The organism is Variovorax sp. 20P10.2.4, assembly GCF_058244205.1.
Genome location: NZ_JBZAYE010000487.1, coordinates 1 through 5,637 on the forward strand (window position 1 = coordinate 1; position 5,637 = coordinate 5,637).

The window sequence follows — 5,637 nt, forward strand, 5'->3', positions numbered from 1 at the left end:
GGCCGCGCTGGATCAGGTCGAAGGAACGGCGCTGGCTCTCGAGCGTGTGGCGCGCGAGTTGCAGCCGCTGCTCGTCGGCCGCGAGCTGCAGCCAGGCGGTGGCGACCGCGGCCACCAGGCTGATCTGCGTGCCGCGCTGCGTGGCCTCGGTCTGGAAGAAGCTCTGCAGCGCTGCCTCGCTGAGGTTGCGCACGCGGCCGAACAGGTCGATCTCGTAGCTCGTGAGGCCGAGGTCGGCGCTGTACTGGGTGGCGTAGCGCGGCTCGCCGCCGGTCGAGAGACTGCCCGGCGTGCGCGAGCGGCTGCCGCCGGCGCCGGCGTCGATGGTGGGAAAGAGGCCGGCGCGCGCGATGCCGTACTGGGCACGCGCGCGCTCGATGTTGAGCGCGGCCACGCGCAGGTCGCGGTTGTTGGCGAGCGCGAGCTCGATGGTGCCGCGCAGCTTCGGCTCGACGAAGAAGTCGCGCCAGCCCGCGTCGAGCGGCGTGGCGGCTTCGACATTGGCTGAGGGCAGGGTCGCCGGCACCGGCAGTGCGGGCGCCTGGTAGTCGGGCGCGAGGTTGACGCAGCCCGCGAGCACGGCCGCGGCGACGAGCGTCAGCGAACGCAAGGGGAGGGCGCGTTGCATCAGTGGCCTCCTTGCTCGGCGGTCTGCGCGGGCGCGAGAGGCTCGTCCTTCGGCACGGCCTTGCGCCGCCCCGCGAGCCAGCCGCGGATCAGCGCGAAGAACAGCGGCACGAAGAAGATGCCGAGCGCGGTGCCCACCACCATGCCGCCGAGCACCGCGGTGCCGATCGACTGCCGGCCACCCGCGCCGGCGCCGGTGCCGATGGCCAGCGGCAGCACGCCGAAGCCGAAGGCCAGCGAGGTCATGAGGATCGGGCGCAGCCGCAGGCGCACCGCCTGCAGCGTGGCGTCGAGCACGCTCCTGCCCTGTTCCTGCAGCTGCTTGGCGAACTCCACGATCAAAATCGCGTTCTTCGACGACAGCCCCACGGTGGTCAGCAGGCCGACCTGGAAGTACACGTCGTTGCTCAGGCCGCGCAGGCTGGTGAACAGCAGCGCGCCCACGATGCCCAGCGGCACCACCAGGATCACCGAGAACGGCACCGACCAGCTCTCGTAGAGCGCGGCGAGGCACAGGAACACGAACAGGATCGAGATCGCGTAGAGCAGCGGCGCCTGAGCGCCCGACAGCCGTTCCTGGAACGAGGCGCCGGTCCATTCGTAGCCGATGCCCGGCGGCATCTGCTTCATCACCTCCTCGACCGCGGCCATCGCGTCGCCCGAGCTCACGCCCGGCGCGGCGTCGCCCACGAACTCGTAGCTCGGGCTGCCGTTGTAGCGCTGCAGCTGCGGCGAGCCGTAGCTCCAGCGCGAGCTCGAGAAGGCCGGGAACGAGACCATCTGGCCCAGGCCGTTGCGCACGCTCCAGCGGTCGATGTCCGAGGGCAGCATGCGGAAGTCGGTGTCGCCCTGCATGTAGACGCGCTTCACGCGGCCCTTGTCGAGGAAGTCGTTGATGTAGGTGCCGCCCATGGCGCTCGACAGCGTGCTGTCGATGTCGGCGGTGGCCAGGCTCAGCGCGCCGGCGCGTGCGTCGTCGATGTCGACCGCGAACTCGGGCGTGTCGTCGAGGTTGTTGCTGCGCACGTTCATCACCTCGGGCCGGCGGCTCAGCAGGTCGATGGCCTGGTCGCGTGCCTTCACCAGCGCGTCGTGGCCCAGGCCGTTGATGTCCTTCAGGTGGAAGTTGAAGCCGGCGTTGGCGCCCAGGCCGCGCACGGCCGGCGGCAGCAGCACGAAGACGCGCGCGTCGCGCACCGTCGACAGGTCCTTGTTGGCGCGCCGCGCGAGCTCGGCGGCCGACTGGCCCTTGCCGGTGCGCTCGGCCCAGTCCTTGAGCTTGACGAAGGCGCGCGCCGAGCTCTGGTCGCCGTTCTGGCCGGTGAGGATGTTCACGCTCAGCACCTCGGGCTGCTTGGCGAAGTACTGCTGCACCTGCTCGGTCACGGGCTGCAGCCGCGCGTTCGAGGCGCCCGGCGGCAGGGTCACCTGCACCTGCAGGAAGGCCTGGTCCTCGTCGGGCAGGAAGGAGGTCGGCAGCCGCATGAAGAGCAGCGCCATCACGCCCGCGATCAGCAGGTAGACCACGATGCTGCGCTTGCCGCGCCGCACGATGCCGCCGACCACGCCCTCGTAGCGCGCGGCATTGCGGTCGAAGCCGCGGTTGAAGGCCGCGAAGAAGCGGTCGACCCGGCCCAGCAGGCCGGCGCGCGGCGCCGCATGGCCGCCCTTGGCGACCGGCTTGAGCAGCGTGGCGCACAGCGCGGGCGTGAGCGTGAGCGCCACGAACACCGACAGCGCCATCGCCGAGACGATGGTGATCGAGAACTGGCGGTAGATCACGCCGGTGGAGCCGCCGAAGAAGGCCATCGGCACGAACACCGCCGACAGCACCAGCGCGATGCCCACCAGCGCGGGCGTGATCTCGGCCATCGACTTGCGCGTGGCCTCCTTGGGCGAGAGCCCTTCCTCGTGCATCACGCGCTCGACGTTCTCGACCACCACGATGGCGTCGTCCACCAGCAGGCCGATCGCCAGCACCATGCCGAACATGGTGAGCGTGTTGATCGAGTAGCCGGCCATCGACAGCACGCCGAAGGTGCCCAGCAGCACCACCGGCACGGCGATCGCGGGGATCAGCGTGGCGCGGAAGTTCTGCAGGAACACATACATCACCAGCACCACCAGCAGCATGGCCTCGAGCAGCGCCTTCACCACCTCGTCGATCGAGGCGCTGACGAAGGGCGTGGTGTCGTAGCTCACGAAGGTCTGCAGCTGGTTCGGGAACAGCGGCTTGAGCTCCTCGACCTTGGCATTCACCGCCTCGGCCACCTGCACCGCGTTGGCGCCGTCGGCCAGCACCACGCCCAGGCCGGCACCGGGCCGCCCGTCGAGCTGCGAGCGCACCGTGAGGTTCTCGGCGCCGAGCTCGACGCGCGCCACGTCCTTCAGCCGCACCACGGCGCCGTCGGGCGTCACGCGCAGCACCACGTTCTCGAACTGCTCCGCGGTCTGCAGCTTGCTGCGCGCCGTGATGGTGGCGTTGAGCTGCTGCTGCGCGGCCGCCGGCAGCGCGCCGAGCTGGCCGGCCGACACCTGCGCGTTCTGCGCCGTGATGGCGGCGTTCACGTCCGAGGGCATCAGCGCGTACTTGCGCAGCTTGTCGGGGTCGAGCCACAGCCGCATGGCGTAGCCGGTGCCCAGGGTCTGGACCTCGCCCACGCCGTCGATGCGGCTGATCACGTCGACCAGGTTGCTGCTGATGTAGTCGCCCACGTCCACGGCCGAGGCGCTGCCGTCGGCCGAGAACATCGAGACGATCATCAGGAAGTCGTTGCCGCCCTTGGTGACGGTGACGCCGCGGCTCTGCACCTGCTGCGGCAGCCGCGACATGGCCTGCTGCAGCTTGTTCTGCACCTGCATCTGCGCCACGTCGATGCTGGTGCCGGGGTTGAAGGTCAGCGACAGCCGGGCCACGCCCGAGGAGTTGCTGGTCGACTGCATGTAGAGCAGGTTGTCCAGCCCCTTGAGCTGCTGCTCGATCACCTGCGTGACCGAGTCCTCGACCGTCTTGGCCGAGGCGCCGGTGTAGGTGGCGTTGATCGACACGCGCGGCGGCGCGATGTCGGGGTACTGCTCGAGCGGCAGGGTGCGGATCGCCATCAGGCCCGCGAGCATGACGACGATGGAGAGCACCCACGCGAAGATGGGTCGGTCGATGAAGAACTGCGCCATGGCCCGACCTCAGCGCGCCACGGGATCGGTGGCGGCATCGGCCGCGTCGGGCGCGACGGCGGCCACCGGGCCGGCCGCGGCGCGTGCACCGAGGTCGACCACCTTGACCTTGTCGCCGACCTTCACGCGCTGCGAGCCCTCGGTCATCACGCGGTCGCCCGGTGCGAGGCCGTCGAGCACCTGCCAGCGCGTGCCGATCGCGCGGCCGACCTGGATCGGGCGCTTCGCGACCTTGTTCTCGGCATCGATCACCAGTGCCGAGGCGCTGCCGTCGGGCGCGCGCGTCACGGCCTGCTGCGGCACCAGCAGCGCGGCGGCGTTCACGCCCTCCTGCAGCACGGCGCGCACGTACATGCCGGGCATCAGCAGCCGGTCGGGGTTGGGCACCACCGCGCGCAGCGTCACGCTGCCGGTGCCGGCATCGACGGTGACGCCGCTGAAGGTCAGGCGCCCGGGGTGCGGGTACTTGCTGCCGTCCTCGAGCACCAGCTGGATGCGTGCCTCGGCATCGCTGGCGCGCTGCAGCCGGCCGCTGGCGAGCTCGCGCTTGAGCCGCAGCAGCTCGCTGCTCGATTGGGTGACGTGCACGTGGATCGGGTCGAGCTGCTGCACCGTGGTCATCGCGGTGGCCTGGTTGGCCGTGACCAGCGCGCCCGGCGTGACGCTCGAGAGCTCGGCCCAGCCGCTGATCGGCGAGGTGATGCGGGTGTAGCCGAGCTGGATGCGCGCGGTCTGCTCGGCCGCGCGCGCCACGCCGAGGTCGGCCTCGGCCTGCTGCTCGGCGGCCTGCGTCTCGTCGAACACCTGGCGGCTGATGGCGTCGATCTTCACCAGCTCGGCATTGCGGCGCGCCACGGTGCGCGAGGTGGCGAGCGCCGACTCGGCCTTGCGCACGCTGGCCTGCGCGCTGGCATGGGCCGCCTGCAGCGAGGCCGGGTCGAGCTGGTAGAGCACCTGGCCGGCCTTGACCTGCGAGCCTTCGGTGAACAGCCGCTCCTTGAGGATGCCGCCGACCTGCGGCCGGATCTCGGCGATGACCGGGGCTGCGGTGCGGCCCGGCAACTCGGTGCTCAGCGCCAGCGTCTCGTGCTTGAGCGTGACGGTGCCGACTTCCCGTTCCGGCGCGGCGGCCCCTGCCTTGGGCGTGGCGGCCTCGTTGCGCGAGCAGCCGGCGAGCGTGATGGCGGCGGCCAGCGCGAGGACGGTCATGAGCAGCGGGAAGGGACGGCGTGTGTGAGCGGGCATGGGCAGGGGGAAGTGACGAAGGCCCCAAATGGAGCGAACGGGCGCTCCCGAGTTCAATGCGGCGGGAGGCCGGAGGCGAGCTTTACAGAGAGGCCCTGCAAGTCCAGTGCCAAAGATTGACAAAGTCTTGTGACAGACGCTTTGCCGGATTGCAAAGTTAGATGTACTTGGGGTGCTTCAGGCGCGCTTCATGCGCGTTGCAGCGCGCGCGTGACCATGTCGTCGGGTGCGAGCCGCAGCAGGTGCGGCAAGAGGCCCACGGCCTTGTCGCGCTCGCCCGCGTGCAGCAGCCCGTTGGCGCACACCGACAGCGTGTCGGCCAGCTCGGGATGGTCGGGCGCGGTCTTCAAGAGGATGGTGCAGAGCCGGCGCGCGTCCTCGAACTGGCGGATGCGCACGAAGCGGCGCGCCAGCCGCGCCAGGTCGTCGGGCTTGAGGCGCACGCCGGGCTTCGCTTGGTCGAGGTAGGTGGTGAAGCTCGCGTGCTGTAGCGCCAGCGTGTCGGGGTCGGTGGCGCTCAGGCGGAAGATGCGCCGCGCCGCGGCATGGAAGTCGTCGCCGGCCGGCTGCAGCCGCGCGGTGTTGAACCAG

At 70.6% G+C, this 5,637-nt stretch carries 3 protein-coding genes and 1 pseudogene; all 4 read right to left on the reverse strand.

The features are described from left to right. Positions 1-628 (reverse strand): TolC family protein (locus AC27VN_RS30935; protein ID WP_490879029.1); only part of this gene is annotated, 628 nt, incomplete at its 3' end. Next, positions 628-3,801, reverse strand: a complete 3,174-nt coding sequence (locus AC27VN_RS30940; RefSeq protein ID WP_093348586.1) for an efflux RND transporter permease subunit — start codon at positions 3,799-3,801, stop codon at positions 628-630. The genes AC27VN_RS30940 and AC27VN_RS30935, both read right to left, overlap by 1 nt. 9 nt (positions 3,802-3,810) lie before the next feature. After that, positions 3,811-5,046, reverse strand: coding sequence for an efflux RND transporter periplasmic adaptor subunit (locus tag AC27VN_RS30945; protein WP_490879030.1), 1,236 nt, complete (start codon positions 5,044-5,046; stop codon positions 3,811-3,813). 188 nt (positions 5,047-5,234) lie between these two features. Then, positions 5,235-5,637 (reverse strand): annotated as a pseudogene (locus AC27VN_RS30950) (rhomboid family intramembrane serine protease); the annotation flags it as partial.

Bases quoted from the DNA above. Each gene is read 5' to 3' on its own strand.
- AC27VN_RS30940 (WP_093348586.1), bottom strand. From the start codon at position 3,801: ATGGCGCAGTTCTTCATCGACCGACCCATCTTCGCGTGGGTGCTCTCC.
- AC27VN_RS30945 (WP_490879030.1), bottom strand. From the start codon at position 5,046: ATGCCCGCTCACACACGCCGTCCCTTCCCGCTGCTCATGACCGTCCTC.